Annotated in this window: 15 protein-coding genes; 5 read left to right on the plus strand and 10 right to left on the minus strand. The window is 73.0% G+C overall.

Annotation, left to right across the window (positions count from 1 at the left end; all coding sequences use genetic code 11):
* Positions 1–48: 48 nt before the first annotated feature.
* On the minus strand, positions 49–1,497 hold the full coding sequence (locus ACWDYF_RS14245; protein ID WP_389463325.1) for a M1 family metallopeptidase: 1,449 nt from the start codon (positions 1,495–1,497) through the stop codon (positions 49–51).
* A gap of 7 nt (positions 1,498–1,504) precedes the next feature.
* On the opposite strand from ACWDYF_RS14245, the gene ACWDYF_RS14250 reads away from it, so the two are divergent.
* Positions 1,505–2,005 (plus strand): hypothetical protein, encoded by a 501-nt coding sequence (locus ACWDYF_RS14250; protein WP_018567028.1) that lies wholly within the window; start codon positions 1,505–1,507, stop codon positions 2,003–2,005.
* Between the two features lie 49 nt (positions 2,006–2,054).
* Here the strand turns inward: ACWDYF_RS14250 and ACWDYF_RS14255 are convergent, their stop codons facing one another.
* Positions 2,055–2,843: a pentapeptide repeat-containing protein gene (locus tag ACWDYF_RS14255; RefSeq protein WP_389463162.1), complete on the minus strand. Its 789-nt coding sequence runs from the start codon at positions 2,841–2,843 to the stop codon at positions 2,055–2,057.
* 123 nt (positions 2,844–2,966) lie between these two features.
* Between ACWDYF_RS14255 and ACWDYF_RS14260 the strand changes: the two genes are divergently transcribed.
* Positions 2,967–4,514, plus strand: coding sequence for an MFS transporter (locus tag ACWDYF_RS14260; RefSeq protein ID WP_389463165.1), 1,548 nt, complete (start codon positions 2,967–2,969; stop codon positions 4,512–4,514).
* 79 nt (positions 4,515–4,593) lie between these two features.
* Here the strand turns inward: ACWDYF_RS14260 and ACWDYF_RS14265 are convergent, their stop codons facing one another.
* Positions 4,594–6,027, minus strand: coding sequence for an NAD(P)/FAD-dependent oxidoreductase (locus ACWDYF_RS14265; protein ID WP_389463166.1), 1,434 nt, complete (start codon positions 6,025–6,027; stop codon positions 4,594–4,596).
* A 10-nt stretch (positions 6,028–6,037) separates the two neighbouring features.
* The gene (locus ACWDYF_RS14270) at positions 6,038–6,703 is read right to left on the minus strand and encodes a rhomboid-like protein (RefSeq protein ID WP_389463168.1); all 666 of its coding nucleotides are present in this window, start codon (positions 6,701–6,703) and stop codon (positions 6,038–6,040) included.
* A gap of 10 nt (positions 6,704–6,713) precedes the next feature.
* Between ACWDYF_RS14270 and ACWDYF_RS14275 the strand changes: the two genes are divergently transcribed.
* From ACWDYF_RS14275 to ACWDYF_RS14285, 3 genes are all read left to right on the plus strand, one after another.
* Positions 6,714–7,604: an aminoglycoside phosphotransferase family protein gene (locus ACWDYF_RS14275; RefSeq protein ID WP_389463171.1), complete on the plus strand. Its 891-nt coding sequence runs from the start codon at positions 6,714–6,716 to the stop codon at positions 7,602–7,604.
* Positions 7,605–7,856: 252 nt separating this feature from the next.
* Entirely contained in the window at positions 7,857–8,915 is a 1,059-nt protein-coding gene (locus ACWDYF_RS14280; RefSeq protein ID WP_018567022.1) for a right-handed parallel beta-helix repeat-containing protein, read from the plus strand.
* Positions 8,916–8,963: 48 nt separating this feature from the next.
* Positions 8,964–9,992: a methyltransferase gene (locus ACWDYF_RS14285; protein WP_381737271.1), complete on the plus strand. Its 1,029-nt coding sequence runs from the start codon at positions 8,964–8,966 to the stop codon at positions 9,990–9,992.
* A gap of 116 nt (positions 9,993–10,108) precedes the next feature.
* On the opposite strand, the gene ACWDYF_RS14290 is transcribed toward ACWDYF_RS14285, so the two are convergent.
* The 6 genes from ACWDYF_RS14290 to ACWDYF_RS14315 all read right to left on the minus strand — a co-directional run bounded on the left by ACWDYF_RS14290 (position 10,109) and on the right by ACWDYF_RS14315 (position 14,245).
* On the minus strand, positions 10,109–10,441 hold the full coding sequence (locus tag ACWDYF_RS14290; RefSeq protein WP_381737270.1) for a TcmI family type II polyketide cyclase: 333 nt from the start codon (positions 10,439–10,441) through the stop codon (positions 10,109–10,111).
* Positions 10,442–10,468: 27 nt separating this feature from the next.
* Positions 10,469–10,954, minus strand: a complete 486-nt coding sequence (locus ACWDYF_RS14295) for an SRPBCC family protein (protein ID WP_018567019.1) — start codon at positions 10,952–10,954, stop codon at positions 10,469–10,471.
* A gap of 1 nt (position 10,955) precedes the next feature.
* A complete protein-coding gene (locus ACWDYF_RS14300) occupies positions 10,956–11,213 on the minus strand; it encodes an acyl carrier protein (protein WP_018567018.1) in 258 nt (85 codons plus the stop codon).
* A 64-nt stretch (positions 11,214–11,277) separates the two neighbouring features.
* On the minus strand, positions 11,278–12,528 hold the full coding sequence (locus tag ACWDYF_RS14305; RefSeq protein ID WP_018567017.1) for a beta-ketoacyl synthase N-terminal-like domain-containing protein: 1,251 nt from the start codon (positions 12,526–12,528) through the stop codon (positions 11,278–11,280).
* Positions 12,525–13,790: a beta-ketoacyl-[acyl-carrier-protein] synthase family protein gene (locus ACWDYF_RS14310; protein ID WP_381737267.1), complete on the minus strand. Its 1,266-nt coding sequence runs from the start codon at positions 13,788–13,790 to the stop codon at positions 12,525–12,527. The genes ACWDYF_RS14305 and ACWDYF_RS14310 overlap by 4 nt, the downstream gene beginning before the upstream one ends.
* Entirely contained in the window at positions 13,787–14,245 is a 459-nt protein-coding gene (locus ACWDYF_RS14315) for a cupin domain-containing protein (protein ID WP_381737265.1), read from the minus strand. Before ACWDYF_RS14315 ends, ACWDYF_RS14310 begins: the two co-directional genes overlap by 4 nt.
* Positions 14,246–14,250: the final 5 nt, after the last annotated feature.

Below are 14,250 nucleotides of genomic sequence, written 5' to 3' on the forward strand. Positions count from 1 at the left end.
CGCGGTCCTCCGACCGCGCGGACGGACGGCACCGAGTTCTCGCCCGCCTCAGGGACGGGCCGGTTTGCCCTCGCCGTAGAGCCAGTCGTGCCAGATGGGGGTGAAGTCCTTGTGGGGGGCCTTCTTCTCGACGTAGGCCGTGAAGTCGGCGGTGGAGGCGGTGCCGTGGCGGTGGGTGGCGGCCCAGCCCTGGATGATGTCGTAGAAGGCGTCGTCACCGACGGTCCGGCGGATCTTGTGCAGGACCATGGCGCCGCGCGAGTAGACGGGCTCGTCGGAGATGTGCGCGGCGCCGGAGGGGCGGGCCGGCGGGAAGGACCACAGTTCGTCGCTGTCGACGCCGCTGCCCTTGGCGCCGTCGTACAGCTCCTGGAAGGTCTCCTGGGCGCTGGGGCCGTCGTGGTCCTCGTCCCAGAGCCACTCCGCGTAGGTGGCGAAGCCCTCGTTGAGCCACATGTCCCGCCAGCTCCTGGGGGTGACGGAGTCGCCGTACCACTGGTGGGCCAGTTCATGGACGAGGGTGGCGGTGTCGGGGGCGCCGGGGAAGGTGGGCCGGTTCTGGGTCTCCAGGGCGTAGCTGCCGTCCGGGAGGCGGTCGACGATCGCTCCGGTGGAGGAGAAGGGGTACGGGCCGAAGTTGTACTCCGCCCAGTCCATGATCTCGGGGAGCTGCCCGAGCACGGCGTTACTCGCCTTGGCCAGGGACGGGTCGACGGCCGTGTACACCGGCAGGCCGTTCTTCAGCGTGGAGCGGCGCACGTCGAAGTCGCCGATCGCGACCGTGGCGAGATAGCTGGCCATCGGCTCCCCGGTGTGCCAGCGGTAGGTGGTGCGGCCCTTGGCGGTGGTCGTGCCCGTCAGCTCGCCGTTGGAGACGGCCGTGAGCTTCCCGTCCGCCGGCACGCTGACGGCGATGTCATAAGTGGCCTTGTCGGAGGGATGGTTGTTGGAGGGGAACCAGGCCATGGAGCCGACCGGCTGGCCGAGGGCCAGCGCGCCGTCGGACGTGGGCAGCCAGCCCTCCTTGGACCCGTCGGGGTCGGTGAGGGTCTGCGGGGTGCCCGTGTAGCGGACCGTGGTGCTGAACGTCTCGCCCTTGTCCAGCCCGTCGTGCGGCCGGACCGTCAGTTCCTGCCCGGCCCGGTTGAACCGGGCGTCCCGGCCCTCCACGGTCACGCTCCGCACCTCCATCCCCTGGAGGTCGAGGTCGAAGGCGGACAGGTCCTCGGTGGCGCGGGCGGTGATCACGGCGGTGCCGGTGAGGCGGCGCGGGCCGGGGTCGTAGGCGAGCGTGAGCCCGTAATGGGTCACGTCGTACCCGCCGTTGCCCGCCTTCGGGAAGTACGGGTCGCGCAGGCCGGAACCGCCCGGCTTGCCATGGACACCGCCGTCGCAGGCGGTCAGGGGGAGGGCGCAGAGGAGTAACGCGCCGACGGCTCGGGCAAACGGTGCGGTACGGGACACGAGTGCGATCTTATGCGGCTGCCGTGACACCATCCCTAACGTGCTCGACATCGGCTACGCGCTCTCCACCCGTTTCCCCGACCCGCCGCAGACGGACTACCGGCGCGCGGACGTCCACGCCCTGCGCCACGACCTGTTCTGCGGGGACGTCTATCTGGCGGACACCGAGACCGACCGGGAGCTGGCCACCGCGTGGGGCTGGGTGCCGGTGCTGGACTTCGCCTGGGCGCTGTGCGACATCGTGGAGCAGGTGGACCGGGACCCGGCCGGGTCGCGCGCGTCCCGGCCGCAGCGGGCGGAGCTGGACTTCACCGAGTCCACCGACCGGATGCTCTTCGAGCGCCGCTTCGGCTGGGTGGACGTCGAGGCCGACTGGATGCCGGCCGAGGAGCCCCCGCTGTCCTTCTCCCACAGCGCGCTGCGCCGGGAGGCCCGGGACTTCCTGCACGACCTGATCGCGGACCTGTGCGACCTGCACGAGGATCTCGCGGAGAACCCGGCCCTGTGGACCCTCCAGGCCCGCTTCCCGCGCCTGCCCTGAACCGCGCCCGCGCCCGCGCCCCGGTCACGCGCGGCGGCCGCGGCTCCGCTCAGTCCTCCACCCGCACCCCCAGCTCCGCCGCCAGCACCGGCGCCAGGTCCAGCAGCTGGCCCGTACTGATCACCGCACCCGCCAGCCGGTCCACCCCGCGGGCGATCTCCAGCGAGGCGGCCCCGCGCAGATCGACGTCGGTGAGCACCGCCCCGCCGAGATCGGCGCCCTTGAGGACGCAGTCCGCGAACGCGACCCGCTCCAGCCGGGCGCCCCCGAAGTCCGGCTCGACCAGGACGCAGCCCTCGAAGACCACGTCCCGCAGCCGGGCCGAGCGCAGGTTGAGATAGTCGATCTTGCCGCCGCGGATCCGCACCCGCTCCAGGACCGCGCCGTGCAGCTGCGCCCCGCCGAGCCGGGCGTCCGTCAGCTCCACATCGCGCAGGGTCGCGTCCGCGAGGTTCGTGCCGACGCCCCGTACGCCGGTGAGGACCGTGTCGAGGAACCGCGCGTGGCGCAGCGAGGTGTCGTCCAGGACGCAGCCGCGCAGCGCGCAGTCCAGGAAGCGGGCGCCCGCGCCGTCCTGCCCGGCGAGGTCCGTCTCGCGGAACTCCAGCCCGTCGTAGTCCCCGTCCGGCGCCAGCCCCGCACCGGCGTACGCCTCCAGGGCGGGCAGCCGCACCTCGGGCGGCCGCGGCGGCTTCACCCCGGCCCGCCCGGCGCCCGCACGCCCTGTACCGCCCACACGCCCCGTACCGCCCACACCACCCCCTGTCCCGCCGGACCCGCCGATCCCGCCGGACCCGCCGGTCCCCCTGCCTGTCCCGCCGCCCGCTCTCCTCGCCATGCCCCCATGCTGCACCCGACCACTGACAACCCCCCGGCCCCGTCCCGCTCCCCCCGGTGGACAACCGCGCCCCGCACGGCGACCGGAGATGCGACATGCCCCGATCCATGCTCTTCTGGCGGGATGAGTATCACCCGAAAAGGTGAATCCTCCGTTCTGCACCGGTACGCTCCGCGACACCACCCACGGCATCAGCCCCGGCACGCCCGCCCCTCCGACGCGCACCGCTGGTGGGCGCTGGTGGTGATCGCGACCGCGCAGCTCATGGTGGTGCTGGACGCGACCATCGTGAACATCGCCCTCCCCTCCGCGCAGCGCGCCCTGCACATGTCGGACGCGAACCGCCAGTGGGTGATCACCGCCTACACCCTCGCCTTCGGCGGGCTGCTCCTGCTGGGCGGGCGGATCTCGGACCTGGTGGGCCGCAAGCGCACCTTCGTCATCGGGCTCGTCGGCTTCGCCGCCGCCTCCGCGTTCGGCGGCGCGGCCACCTCCTCGGGCATGCTCTTCGGCGCGCGGGCCCTCCAGGGCGCCTTCGCGGCCGTGCTCGCCCCGGCCGCGCTCTCCCTGCTCACCACCACCTTCACCGATCCGCGCGAGCGCGGGAAGGCGTTCGGGATCTACGGCGCGCTGGCGGGCAGCGGCTCGGCGATCGGCTTCATCCTCGGCGGTCTGCTGACCGAGTACCTGGACTGGCGCTGGTGCCTGTACGTGAACGTGCCCATCGCCGCCGTCGCGGTGCTCGGCGCGTTCGCCCTGCTGCACGACCGGCCGGCGCACACCGGCGTACGCCTCGATGTGCCGGGCGCCGTGCTGGGCTGCGGCGGTCTGGTCGCCGTCGTCTACGGCTTCAGCGAGGCGCAGCCGCGCGGCTGGACGGATCCGCTGGTGCTCGGCCTGTTCGCGGCGGGCGCCGCGATGCTCGCCGCCTTCGTGTGGTGGCAGACCCGGGCGCCGGTGCCGCTGCTGCCCCTGCACGTGCTGCGCGAGCGCAACCGGGCCGGCTGTCTGCTGACCATGCTGCTGGCCGTGATCGGCATGTTCGGGCTGTTCCTGTTCATGACGTACTACCTCCAGGAGATCCTGGGCTACTCGCCGCTGCGGACCGGGTTGGCCTTCCTGCCGCTGACCGCCGCGATCGTCGTCGGTTCCACGCAGATCTCGGCCCGGCTGCTCCAGCACGTGGCGCCGCGCGCGCTCATGGTCCCCGGGATGCTGCTGGCGGCGGGCGGACTGCTGCTGCTCACCCGGCTGACGGTCACCTCGCGCTATCCCACCGAGGTGCTGCCCGCGCTGCTGCTCCTGGGTCTCGGCATGGGCCTGACCTTCATGCCGGTGTTCGCCACCGCCACCGCGGGTGTCGCCCCGAAGGACTCGGGCGTGACCTCCGCGACCGTGAACACGGCGCAGCAGGTGGGCGGTTCCATCGGGACCGCGCTGCTCAACACGGTCGCCATCTCCAGCAGCACCGCGTACATCACCGCCCACCTGCGCTCCCCCGCCGACCGGGGCAGAGTGGTACCGGAGGGTGTCGTGCACGGCTACACCGTCGCCATCTGGTGGGCCGCGGCCGTCATGCTGCTGGCCGGGCTGGTCGCGGGCCTGATGGTGACAGCCCGCGCACCCAAGCACACCACGGCCCCGGAGGCGGTGCCGGAGTCGCCGGTCTGAAAGAGAGACCCGCGAGGGGCAGAGAGGGTCCCGAGTTCGCACCCGGGACCCTCCTTCTGCGTCCAGGTACGGGACGGCCTCAGTGCCGTCCGGCCACCCGGTCCGCGACCCGGGCCAGCCGGGAGGAGCGGGCGCTGTGGGTGAGCGCCTCCCGGCGGTCGGCCGTGCGGTAGGTGGCGTACATGCCCTGCACGCCCAGCCAGCGCAGCGGCTCCGGTTCCCACTTGCGGACCTTGTGGCCGGTCCAGGGCAGCCCGGTCAGCTCGGTGGGGCCCGCCTGCCCGGAGTCGAGGCGGACCAGGTCGGCCAGGGTGCGGGCGGCGAGGTTGGCGGTGGCGACGCCCGAGCCGACGTAGCCGCCGGCCCAGCCGAGGCCCCGGGACGGGTCCAGGGTGACGGTGGCGCACCAGTCGCGCGGCACGCCGAGCACCCCGGACCAGGCGTGCGCGATGCGCAGCCCGGCCAGCGAGGGGAAGAAGCCGGTGAGGATGTCGCGCAGGTCGCGGACGGTCTCCGGGCGGGTGCCGCCGTCGTTGTCGGTGCGCGAGCCGAAGCGGTAGGGGACGCCGCGTCCGCCGAGCGCGATCCGGTCGTCGGCGGTGCGCTGCGCGTACATGTAGGCGTGCGCCATGTCGCCGAGGGCCTCGCGGCCGTCCCAGCCCAGCTCCTCCCACTGCGCTCCGGTCAGCGGCTCGGTGGCGATCATCGAGGAGTTCATCGGCAGCCAGGTGCGGCGCTGCCCCTTGAGGGAGGCGGTGAAGCCCTCGGTGCAGCGCAGCACGTAGGGGGCGCTGACGGTGCCGTACGGGGTGAGCGCGCGGCGGGGGCGGATCTCGGTGACCGGGGTCGCCTCGTGGATCGTCACGCCGAGCGCGGCCACCGCCCCGGCCAGGCCCTTGACCAGCTTGGCCGGGTTCAGGCGGGCGCCGTGCGGGGTCCAGGTGGAGCCGACCGCGTCCGCGACCCGGATGCGCGCTGCGGTCTCGCGGGCGCCGTACAGCTCGCGGTCCTGCTCGCCGTAGGACAGTTCGTGCGCGTGGAAGTCCTTCAGGCGGGCCAGCTGGGCGGGGGTGCGGGCCACCTCCAGGACTCCGCCCTTGTGGAGGTCCGCGTCGATGCCCTCCTCGGCGGCGACGCGGATCACCTCGTCCACGGTGTCGTTCATCGCCCGCTGGAGCCGTACGGCGGCCTCCCGGCCGTGCAGGCGCGCGTACCGGTCGCGGCCCGCGACGCCGTTGTAGAGCCAGCCGCCGTTGCGGCCGGAGGCGCCGTAGCCGCAGAACTTCTGCTCCAGGACGGTGATCCGCAGCGCGGGCGCGGCCTTCTTCAGGTAGTACGCGGTCCACAGGCCCGTGTAGCCGCCGCCGACGATCACCACGTCGGCGCTCGCGTCCCCGGTCAGCGGCTCCCGCACGGCCGGGAGGCCGTCGTCGGCGAACCAGTGGGAGATGCCGCCGTTCACGGTGCCGCCGTGCCTGCCGCCGCCCGCGGCCGTGCTTGCCGAGCTGCTCATGTCCGGGACGCTAATGCCTGGTGGCGGCCGGTGTCTCCTTCGGATTCCGTGTTTTTCCGGGGCCGGTGGCCAGCGGTCGGCAGGCCAGTCCGATCAGTACGGCGGTGAAATGCCCGAGATCGGTGAAGGTGCGCCCGGTCAGCAGCGGCACGCCGAAGAAGAGGAGCACGGCGGCGGCGTACGGATACCGCCACGGCCTGCGGATCCGGTAGGTCAGCACGGCGACCACCCCGGCCAGCGCGTAGCTGACGCCCACGTCCAGGGTGTCGACCGCGGAGGCGGGCGCCACACCGCGCCGGATCGCCCACAGCAGCGCGCCCTCGCTGATCAGCGTGGCCAGCACGTGCGCGGCCGCGCACACCGCCAGCCAGCGCACGGTGCCCGTCCACCGCTCGGCCTGCGCGTGGAAGACCGTGTAGAGGACGGCGTACGGCAGCCAGCGCCCGCTGGGGATCCACATGGCGCTGGCCAGCAGGACCCGCACCGGGTTGTCCGACAGCTCGTGGATGTTCGTGGACCGCTGCCGCAGGAAGTCCGCCTCGAACGACGGTGACATGCGGTGCAGCGCGACGGTGGTGACGAACAGGACCGTCAGCCAGACGTACGTCCCCGGGGCGGCGCGCACATACGCGACCACCGCCCGCAGCCCGCGCCGAAACCGGATGACCCCGTCCACACCGGCCAGTATGGTCGGCACCGTGATCGAGGTGCCCGCCGAGCTGGCCGCTACGCAGGAGAAGTTCAACGGCGCGGCGGGCCGGGCGTTCGTCGCCGGTCTGCCCGAGCGGGCGGCCCGCTTCCTCGCGGACTGGGACCTGCGCGTGGACGGGCCGCCGATGTACGGGGTGTGCGCGCTGGTCCTTCCGGTGGTACGGGCCGGGGGCGCACCGGCCGCGCTCAAGCTTCAGCCGCTGGACGAGGAGAGCGCGGGCGAGCCGGACGCGCTGCGCGCCTGGGACGGCGACGGGGCCGTACGGCTGCTGGCCCACGACGCGCCCACCTGCACCCTCCTCCTCGAACGGCTGGACGCGTCCCGGACGCTGTCGGACCTGCCGGACAGCCGTGCGGCCGTCGAGGTGATCGGCGCGCTCCTCGCCCGGCTCACCGCCGTACCGGCCCCGGCGGGTGTACGGCGGCTGGGTGACGTGGCGCGGGCGATGCTGGAGCAGGTGCCGCGGGCGCTGGCGCGGGTGCCGGACACCGCCGACCGGCGGCTGCTCGCCGACTGCGCGGCGGCCGTGCGCGAGGTCGCCGACCGCCCCGGCGACCGGCTGCTGCACTGGGACCTGCACTACGACAACGTCCTCGCCTCCGGGCGCGCGCCCTGGCTCGCCATCGACCCCAAGCCGCTCGCCGGCGATCCCGGCTTCGACCTGATGCCCGCGCTCGGCGACCGCTACGACCCCGCCGAGACCCGGTGGCGCTTCGACGCGCTGACCGCGCGGCTCGGCCTGGACCGGGCGCGGGCGCGCGCCTGGACGCTGGGGCGGGTGCTCCAGAACTGCCTGTGGGAGATCGAGGACGGCCGGGCGCCGGAGACCGTGCAGCTGGAGATCGGGCGCGCGCTGCGCGCGTGAGGGCGGGCCCGCGCGGGGACGGCTCGGCGTGGGCCGCCACCGGCCGGCGGGCCCGCTCGGGTGACGGACGGCCGTCGGCAGGCTCAGCCGCACGTGGCCCGTCGGCGGCCCGGCCTCGCACGGCCCGCCCCCCCCCGGCGGCCCCAACGCGCCGGGCGCACCCGACAGCCCAGGGCCCGGCCCCCGCGCCGACACGCCGCCGGACGGCCCATCGGGCAGTCCAGAGGGTCATCGGGTCATAGCGTACAGAATATGACGAAACGCCACATCTCCCTGCTGGTCTGCGCCGCGGCGCTCGTCGGCTCCGGTGTCGCCGCCGCCGCGCCGGTCTCGGTGCCGACGACGCACCTGGTCCACGCCGGGGAATCGATCCAGAAGGCGGTGGACGCCGCACAGCCCGGCGACACCGTGCTGGTCCTGCCCGGCACCTACCGCCAGAGCGTCAAGATCACGACGCCCGGTCTGACCCTGCGCGGCAGCGGCCCCGCCACCGTCCTCACCCCGGCCGCCAAGGCCACGGACGACTGCGGCAAGCGCGGCAACGGCATCTGCGTGGCGGGCACCAAGACGAAGCGCCTGATGGGCGTCACCGTCTCCCACCTGGCCCTGACCGGCTACTCCCGCGCCGGGATGGTCTCCGTCGGCGCCGACGGACTGACCGTGCGGCACGTGCTCTCCGACAAGAACGGCGTGTGGGGCTTCGCCGAGGAGCGCTCCGAGCACAGCACGTACGAGCACGACGCCGCCCGCGACAACGGCGACGCCGGCATCTTCCTCGCCAACACCATCACCGCCGAACAGGGCGCGGCCGACAGCAAGGAATCGCTGGTCGCGCACAACCTGCTCAGCGGCAACCGGATCGGCGTCACCGTCCGCCGGCTGCGCAACCTCACCGTCGCCGCCAACGAGGTCACCGGCAACTGCGCGGGCGTCTTCGTCGTCGGCGACGAGAACAAGCCCAAGGCCGGCGCGCTGACCGTGCGCGACAACCGCGTCGTACAGAACAACAAGTACTGCGCCAAGACCGACCGGCTGCCCTTCCTCCAGGGCTCCGGCATCGTCCTGACCGGCGCCGAGAAGACCGACGTCACCGGCAACACGGTCACCGGCAACTCGGGCACCTCCCCGCTGTCCGGCGGCATCGTCCTCTTCAAGAGCTTCGTGGGCGCCACCAGCGACGACAACCGCGTCCACGGCAACACGCTCCGGAGCAACGCCCCCGCCGACCTGGTCGACCAGGAGAGCGCGCAGCGCGGCAACACCTTCCAGGACAACTCCTGCGCGGCCTCCAGGCCCGCGGGACTGTGCTGAGCCGGGCCACCCGGAACCCACCGAACACCCAAGGAAGGAAGGCGGCACATGACGACCGCTCAGACCGCCCCACCGCCGTCCATGCGGCTCAGGGAGCTCGTGTTCGGGGCGGCGTGTGCCGCCGCCCTGCGCGCCGCTGCCCGCCTCGGCGTGGCCGACGCCCTCGGCGACACCCCGCTGGCCGCGGAGGACCTCGCCGCCGCGGTGAAGACCGAACCCAAGCCGCTGCGCCGCCTGCTGCGGGCCCTGGCCTGCTACGGCGTCTTCGAGGAGCGCCCCGACGGCACCTTCGCGCACACCGACATGTCGCGGCTGCTGCGCGAGGACGACCCGAACAGCCTGCGCAACATCTCGCTGTGGTGCACCGAGCCGTGGACCTGGGACGCCTGGCCCAAGCTGGACGAGGCGGTGCGCACCGGCCGCAACGTCGTCGAGGACCTGTACGGCAAGGAGTTCTTCGTCTACCTCAACGAGGACGCCCCCGAGTCGGCGGACGTCTTCAACCGGGCGATGACCACCTCCTCCCGGCAGTCCGCCCGCGACGTGGCCGAACTCCTCGACCTGTCCGGGGCCGACTCGGTCGCCGACATCGGCGGCGGGCAGGGCCATGTGGTGGCCAGCCTGCTGGAGAAGTACCCCCGGATGCACGGCACCCTGATGGACCTGCCGCGTGTCGTGGACAACGCCGACCCGCGGCTGCGCGAGGGCGGCGCGCTGGCCGGCCGGGTCGACATCGTGCCCGGCGACTGCCGCGAGGCCGTCCCGGTCCGGGCCGACGTCTACATCATCAAGAACATCCTGGAGTGGGACGACGACTCCACCGCCCGCTGCCTGCGCAACGTGATGGAGGCGGGCGGTCCCAAGGCCCGCGTCGTGGTCATCGAGAACCTCGTCGACGACACCCCGTCGATGCGCTTCAGCACCGCCATGGACCTGCTGCTGCTGCTCAACGTCGGCGGCGCCAAGCACACCACCAGGTCCATGGTGAGCCGACTTGAGGCGGCCGGTCTGGTCATCGACGACATCAGCCCGGTCAACCCGTATCTGCACGCCTTCGACTGCACCGTGCCCGCCTGACACCCGGGCGCGACGCTCACGACGACGGCCGCCGGGCCCGCGACAGTGCGGGCCCGGCGGCCGTTGTCCGTCCGCCGCACGCCGACGCGTGCGGCGCCTCCCGTGCCGCGCGGGCGTCAGCCGCGGCCCTCGCGCTCCCAGAGGTAGAAGCGCCGGGCCATCGCGTCCTTCGGCGAACGCCACGTCTCGGGGTCGTACGCGCTCACGTACGCCGACAGCCGCTCGCTGATGCCGCGGAACTCGGGGTGTCCGGCCACCTTCGCGATGGCCGGGCCCGGGTCCCGGTCGGCCTCGACGAGGTGCATGTACACATCGCCGAACTGGAAGAGGCTGCGCCGGGTGACACCGACCAGGTGCGGCAGCTCCCCGCGGTCGGAGTCCTCGAAGACCTGCGCGATGTCCGGGGCCGAGCCCGGCGCCATCCGGGCCACGATCAGGGCCTGGTGCATGGATCCGCTCCTGTCGTCCGGTCCGGCTCAGTCGGTGGTCAGGGCCGGCTCGGGCCGCCGCCCGGACGCCGCCGCCTGCTCGACCTTGTCCCGGATCAGCGCCATCTGGACCTTGGAGTTCCGGTTGATGTTGTCGGTCATCCAGTCGTCGTCGACCGGCGCCTCCGGCTTCATCGCGAAGTCCTGGGTCCACACCATGCGGGTGCCGCCCGGGACCTCCTCGTAGCTCCAGTGGATGTCCATGTGCGCGAACGGCCCGGTCTCCACGCGCCGCGCCCTCACGGTCAGCGTGGCCCGGTCCGGCACGCGCTCGGAGACCCAGCTCCACACCGTGCCGTTCTCGTCGGGGTGCATGGTCAGCCGGAAGGTGCACCGGGCACCGTCCTGCTCCAGGATCTCGGCGGAGGCGTACTCGCTGAACAGCTGCGGCCACTTCTCCACGTCGTTGGTCATCTCCCACACCAGGTCCACCGGTGCGGCGATGGTGATCTCGTTCTGGGTGTGTCCGGCCATCTCAGGCTCCTGCCAGAAGGGTGCTGTTGACGAGGTCGAGGAACTTCCGGGGCGTCTTGCAGCGCTCCGCGTCGGCCGGCATCGGCATGCCGTGCCGGTTCTCCAGTTCGCCCACGATGCCGAGCAGGCCGAGCGAGTCGATGCCGAGCTCGTCGAAGCCGGTGTCGGCCCGGTCCGCCAGCTCCTGCGGGCTGACGGTGATACCGGCGGCCTTCTTCATGAGTTCGGACAGTTCTTCCACGGTGATTCGGTCACTCATGCGGGTTCCTCTCCTTGTTGCTCCCGGCGTGTTCCTCCCGGCGCCGCCCGGCCTGACGTCAGACCTAAGGGACGCCGGCGGTGCCGTGCCGCAGCACCAGCGCCGAGTTCGAGCCCATGAGCCCCCGGCTGAGGACCAGCGCCGTGCGCACCTGCGCCGCACGGGCACTGCCGGTCACCAGATCGAGGTCATGGCAGATGTCGAAGACATTGGGGGTGGGCGGGATCAGACCGTGCTCCATCGCGAGCACCGCCGCCGCCGCGTCCAGCACGGGCGCCGCGCAGTACGCCCGGCCCGTACCGGTCTTGGGCGCCGTCACCGGCACCCGCCGTCCATGCGCGCCGAGCGCGTCGGCGATCGCCAGCGCCTCGGCCCGGTCCGCCTCCGGGACGCCGAGCGCGTCCGCGAAGACCACGTCGACCTCCTCCGGGGCACAGTCCGCCTCCGCCAGCGCCGCGCGGACCGCCTCCGCGAGACCCTCGCGCGACAGCTCCCAGCGGGAGGCACCCGTGAAGGTGGACGCGTGCCCGGCCACGGTCGCCCGCACCGGCGCACCCCGCTCCCGGGCCCGCTCCGCCGCCTCCACGACGAACATCGCGCCGCCCTCGGCGGGCACGAACCCGCACGCCGACTCCGTGAACGGCCGGTACGCCCGCTCCGGATCGGCCACCGGACTCAGCTCGCCGTAGCCGAGCTGGCAGACCATCGAGTACGGGGCGAGCGGCGCCTCCGTCGAACCGGCCACCATCACGTCCGTACCGCGCCGCACCGCCCGCGCGGCGTGCGCCAGCGCGTCCAGGCCGCCCGCCTCGTCCGCTGCCACCACCGAGCACGGCCCCTTGAAGCCGCGCCGAATGGAGATCTGGCCGGTGCTCGCCGCGTAGAACCAGGCGATCGACTGCCAGGGGCCCACATAGCGGCGGCCCTTGCCCCACAGCTTCTGCAACTCCCGCTGGCCGAACTCGCCGCCGCCCGAGCCGGCCGCCGTCACCACACCCGCGGCGAACGGCGCCTCGTCGGTGTCGGCCCGGCCGAGGCGGGCGTCCTCCAGTGCCGCGTCGGCCGCCGCCATCGCGAAGTGCGTGTACCGGTCGGTCTGCACGAGGTAGCGCTCCTCGACCGAGACCGACGGATCGAAGGCCCGCACCTCGCCCGCCACCTTCAGCGGCAGCCGCTCGCAGCCCTCGCGGGTGACCCGGTCCAGGACGCTCACACCCTGCTGGGTGGACTTCCAGAAGGTCTCGGTGCTGGTTCCGTTGGGCGCCACGACACCGATACCGGTGACGGCCGCCCGCCGTTTCACGGGTGCGCTCATGCCCTCTCCCTCTGCCGGGTCAGGATCACCGCGGACTGGAAACCGCCGAACCCGCTGCCCACGGAGAGCACGCTGTCCAGCTTCCGCTCCCGGGCGACCCGCGGGACGTAGTCCAGGTCGCACTCGGGATCGGGGGTCGTGTAGTTCGCCGTCGGCGGGACCATCTGGCGGTCCAGCGCCAGCACGCACGCCACCACCTCGATCGCCCCGATCGCGCCCAGCGAGTGGCCCACCATCGACTTGATGGAACTCATCGGGGTGTCGTAGGCGTGGCCGCCCAGCGCCCGCTTCACCGCGGCCGTCTCGTGCCGGTCGTTCTGCCGGGTGCCGGAGCCGTGCGCGTTGACGTAGCCGATCGCCGTGGCGTCCAGCCGGGCATGGTCCAGCGCCGTCTCGATGGCCCGCGCCATCTCCAGCCCGTCACTGGTCAGACCGGTCATGTGATAGGCGTTGCCGAAGGTGGCGTAGCCGCTCAGCTCGCAGTAGATCCGCGCACCGCGCGCCCGAGCGTGCTCCAGCTCCTCCAGCACCAGCACCGCGCCGCCCTCGCCCATGACGAACCCGTCACGGTCGTTGTCGAAGGGCCGCGAGGCGTGCGCCGGATCGTCGTTGTTCGGCGACGTGGCCTTGATCGCGTCGAAGCACGCCATCGTGATCGGCGATATCGGCGAGTCCGACGCCCCGGCTATGCAGATGTCGGCCCGGCCCTCCTCCACGGTGTGCAGCGCGTACCCGACCGCGTCGAGCCCCGACGTGCACCCGGTGGACACCGACTGCACCGGACCGCGCGCCCCGAACCGCTCGGCCACCGTCGAGGCCAGCGTGCTCGGCGTGAACGCCCGCTCCAGATACGGCCGCGACCGCTCGTGGTCCACGTCCCAGCGCTCACCGCCATGGCTGACCAGCACATAGTCGTTCTCCAGCCGCGTGGTGCCGCCGACCGCGGTGCCCAGCGAGACCCCGACCCGCCAGGGGTTCTCCCCGGCGAGGTCGAGCCCGGAGTCCCGCACCGCCTCCAGACCCGCGGCCAGCGCGAACTGGATGTAGCGGTCGCAGCGCGCCACCTGCTCCTCGGAGAGCCCCGCGGCCACCGGGTCGAAGTCGCACTCCGCGGCGATCTGCGACCGCAGCCCGGACGGGTCGAAGAAGGTGATGCCCCGCGTCGCGGTCCGCCCGTTCGCCAGCAGGTCGAAGAAGGCCGGGGCGCCGATACCGCCCGGCGCCACCACGCCTATGCCGGTGACCGCCACCCGCCTGGTCATGACCGGGCCTCGGCCGCGTCCGCCGGCACCGGCTCCCCGGCCCCGGCCACGACCCGCACCGCCTCCTCCGCGGTGCCCTCCGTGTCGACATGCCCCAGCTGCGGACGCGGCGCCAGCGGACCGAGGTGGAAGACGAGCCGCGCCTCCACCTCGCCCACATTGCGGAACCGGTGCCGCATGTACGCCGGGATCATCAGCCCCTGCTCGGGCCTGAGCGGGTGGGCCTCACCGTCCAGGTCCACCTCCAGCTCACCGCACACCACGTACACGAACTCCTCGGAGTACGGGTGGTAGTGCTCACCGATGCGGTCACCGGGCTGCACCAGCGCCACCCCCATGAAGCCGCTGGTGGAACCCACCGTGGCCGGGGTCAGCATGGCGCGCAGATCGCCTCCGCGCCGGGTGTTGGGCTCGGTCTCACCGAGATCCACGATCTTGGGCCTGGCTTTGATCATGTCGT

This window comes from Streptomyces sp. NPDC003284 (assembly GCF_053589675.1).

Excerpts from the sequence above, each read along its gene's own strand:
- ACWDYF_RS14295 (WP_018567019.1), bottom strand. The coding sequence starts at position 10,954 with ATGGCCGGACACACCCAGAACGAGATCACCATCGCCGCACCGGTGGAC.
- ACWDYF_RS14280 (WP_018567022.1), top strand. The coding sequence starts at position 7,857 with ATGACGAAACGCCACATCTCCCTGCTGGTCTGCGCCGCGGCGCTCGTC.
- ACWDYF_RS14315 (WP_381737265.1), bottom strand. The coding sequence starts at position 14,245 with ATGATCAAAGCCAGGCCCAAGATCGTGGATCTCGGTGAGACCGAGCCC.
- ACWDYF_RS14285 (WP_381737271.1), top strand. The coding sequence starts at position 8,964 with ATGACGACCGCTCAGACCGCCCCACCGCCGTCCATGCGGCTCAGGGAG.
- ACWDYF_RS14305 (WP_018567017.1), bottom strand. The coding sequence starts at position 12,528 with ATGAGCGCACCCGTGAAACGGCGGGCGGCCGTCACCGGTATCGGTGTC.
- ACWDYF_RS14310 (WP_381737267.1), bottom strand. The coding sequence starts at position 13,790 with ATGACCAGGCGGGTGGCGGTCACCGGCATAGGCGTGGTGGCGCCGGGC.
- ACWDYF_RS14265 (WP_389463166.1), bottom strand. The coding sequence starts at position 6,027 with ATGAGCAGCTCGGCAAGCACGGCCGCGGGCGGCGGCAGGCACGGCGGC.
- ACWDYF_RS14260 (WP_389463165.1), top strand. The coding sequence starts at position 2,967 with ATGAGTATCACCCGAAAAGGTGAATCCTCCGTTCTGCACCGGTACGCT.
- ACWDYF_RS14275 (WP_389463171.1), top strand. The coding sequence starts at position 6,714 with ATGGTCGGCACCGTGATCGAGGTGCCCGCCGAGCTGGCCGCTACGCAG.
- ACWDYF_RS14290 (WP_381737270.1), bottom strand. The coding sequence starts at position 10,441 with ATGCACCAGGCCCTGATCGTGGCCCGGATGGCGCCGGGCTCGGCCCCG.
- ACWDYF_RS14300 (WP_018567018.1), bottom strand. The coding sequence starts at position 11,213 with ATGAGTGACCGAATCACCGTGGAAGAACTGTCCGAACTCATGAAGAAG.
- ACWDYF_RS14245 (WP_389463325.1), bottom strand. The coding sequence starts at position 1,497 with ATGGTGTCACGGCAGCCGCATAAGATCGCACTCGTGTCCCGTACCGCA.
- ACWDYF_RS14255 (WP_389463162.1), bottom strand. The coding sequence starts at position 2,843 with ATGGCGAGGAGAGCGGGCGGCGGGACAGGCAGGGGGACCGGCGGGTCC.